General features: G+C 49.1%; 2 protein-coding genes. Both read left to right on the forward strand.

What is annotated here, in order from left to right; all coding sequences use genetic code 11:
- Nucleotides 1-1,498 (forward strand): ATP-binding cassette domain-containing protein (locus tag A3751_RS08120; RefSeq protein WP_068454198.1); only part of this gene is annotated, 1,498 nt, incomplete at its 5' end.
- A partial coding sequence (locus tag A3751_RS08125; protein WP_068454201.1) for an HlyD family type I secretion periplasmic adaptor subunit occupies nucleotides 1,495-2,791 on the forward strand: 1,297 nt, incomplete at its 3' end. The genes A3751_RS08120 and A3751_RS08125, both read left to right, overlap by 4 nt.

The raw sequence follows: 2,791 nt of genomic DNA on the forward strand, positions 1-2,791 counted from the left end.
TACTTACTTTCTTGATATCGCTGGACGCAAATCAGACGTTATTCTTTCTTCTAAGATTTTTGCGCATGTGCAAGCGCTCAAACTGGAATATCGCCCGGCCTCCGTCGGCTCTTTTGCAAAAATGGTCAGCGAGTTCGAAAGTATTCGAGACTTTATCACCTCTGCGACCATGAGCACTCTGGTCGACATTCCGTTTGTCATTATCTTTCTGCTTGCCATTTACGTCTTTAGCGGCAACTTGGTGATCGTACCCATTGTTTCGGTGGTGTTGATTCTCGTTATCACGGTGTTGATTCGTCGGCCTGTCGATGAATCCATCTCCCACAGTTATGGTGCCTCTACGGTTAAAAACGGTTTGTTGATTGAAACGCTGAATGGCCTAGAAACCGTCAAAAGCAATCGTATGGAAGGGCTCAACCAGCGTAAATACGAACAAAACGTTGGCGAAACATCGTACTGGAGTAACCGCTCTCGCTTATATTCAACCATCGGCACCAGCACCTCCGGTTTCATTCAACAAATGACCACCGTGGCGCTGCTCATTGTGGGCGTTTACGAGATATCTAACCACGAGCTGAGCATGGGTGGCTTGATTGCCGCCAGTATGCTGACAGGGCGAGTCATCGCGCCAATGGCTCAGGTTGCAGGTTTAATTGCTCGGTATGGTCAAACCAAAGAAGCCTACGAAGGTATTGCCCGAATCATGGAGATGCCTATTGAGCGCGACCCAGACAAGCAATATCTGCAACGCGACAAAACTGAAGGACACTTTGAGTTGGAAGGCGTCGGCATGGCTTTTCCCGAGCAGACCGTGTCGGTCATAAAGAACGTCAATCTGAATATCCCCGCCGGAAGTCGCCTTGCGGTGATCGGACGTATTGGTTGCGGAAAGACCACACTGCTGCGCTTATTAATGGGGCTTTACACGCCAACAGAAGGTGTCATCAAACTCGATGGGCTCGACATTCGACAACTCGATCCGAGCGACTTGCGGGCGATGATTGGCTGCGTAGAGCAACAACCAACACTTTTCTCGGGTTCGATTCGCGACAATATCGCCTCGGGAACCCCCTACGCGACCGACGAGCAAATTTTGAAAGCCGCAGAAATGTCGGGTGTACTAGAATTTACGGCAACCCACCCTGAGGGCTTGAACCGTCAGACTGGCGAGAACGGACGCATGTTGTCTGGTGGCCAACGTCAATGTATTGCACTTGCGCGAGCACTGCTGCGAGATCCAAAAATTCTCATTTTTGATGAGCCCACAAGTGCCTTAGATCAAGATTCAGAGCGCCGACTTATCGCGCGTTTAAGCAAGCTTGCTCCGGATAAAACGATTATTGTGTTCACTCAACGCTTGGCCATTCTAAGTTTGCTCGATTCAATCGCAGTCATGGACGATGGCGAAATACTCATGCATGGCCCGAAACAAGATATCCTCGATCGTCTTGCTGGAAAGCCAGCCGCCCACTCAGATAATGATGGAGGCGTAGCATGAGCCTCTCCAAAAATCAGCTGAAGAAGCTGAATCAGCAAGATCTCAACTTTGTAACGGATGCGTCGCAAGGTGAGCTAATGCGAACCCCGAAAGTCGCGCAAGTGATCCTTTGGGCACTACTCGGTATGGTTGGTGTGCTTGCCGCTTGGGCGTATTTCTCAAGTATTGATGAGATCGTCCGTGGACAAGGCAAAGCGATCCCTATCAGCCACACGCAAGTCATTCAGAATCTGGACGGTGGTATAGTCAAAGACATCTATATCCGCGAGGGACAAACCGTTAAAGCGGGTGATCTACTTATGGAGTTAGACGCCACCTCAGCGGGCGGTGCACTGGCACAATCGGTCGCGGAAACCTCGTCACTCATTGCCGAAGAAGTGCGACTTGCCGCGGAAGTGGCGGGAATGTCCCCCGACTTTGACCCAGAGATGGCAAATCAGAATAAGCGCTTTGTAGAGACACAAGTACAACTTTATAAAGTACGTCAAGACGAGCTGCACAAACAAATTGACGACATTCATCTAAAAGCGAGTAAAGCGCGGCAAGAGCTTGTGTCCGCTAAACAGCAGCAAGAAGATCAAGAAACTCAAGTCAAGTTGATCCAACAGCAGCTCAAAATGAACGAGCCTCTGCTTAAAATGGGGGCAGTATCGGAATCGGTTGTGCTCGACATCAAACAACAATTAAGCCGTGCACAAACTGAGGTGAATCAAACCAAAAACCAGATACCCTCCCTTGAATCAGAAGTCGAACGCCTGAAAGGAGAAGAACAAAGCGTCATCGCTGCGTTTAAATCCAAAGCACAGCAACAGTTGTCAGAAGTCCGCACACGTTTAGATATTTCACGAGGCAAGCAAACCGTCACCGAGGCGAGCGTTGACCGTACCGAGCTGCGCTCACCAGTCGATGGCGTCATTCAAAAACTCTATGTGAATACGATCGGTGGTGTTGCACGGCCAGGTGTTGAATTAATCGATATCGTACCAATTGGAGACGAGTTACTGGTTGAGGTCAAAGTAAAACCCAAAGACATCGGGTTTGTACGCAGAGATCAATATGCCAAAGTGAAAATCTCCGCTTTTGACTTTGCGGTCTATGGTGGTTTGGATGGCAAAGTTGAGACCATCTCCGCCGACTCCATTACCGATCAACGCGGCAACAGTTACTATATTGTCAAAGTACATGTCGATAAATCGTACTTTGGCGAAGGGGAGAATCGCTTAAACGTCATCCCTGGCATGCAAGCAACGGTCGATATCAGCGTTGCAGAGAGAACAGTACTTGAATACATTA

It is taken from the genome of Oleiphilus sp. HI0080 (assembly GCF_001635135.1).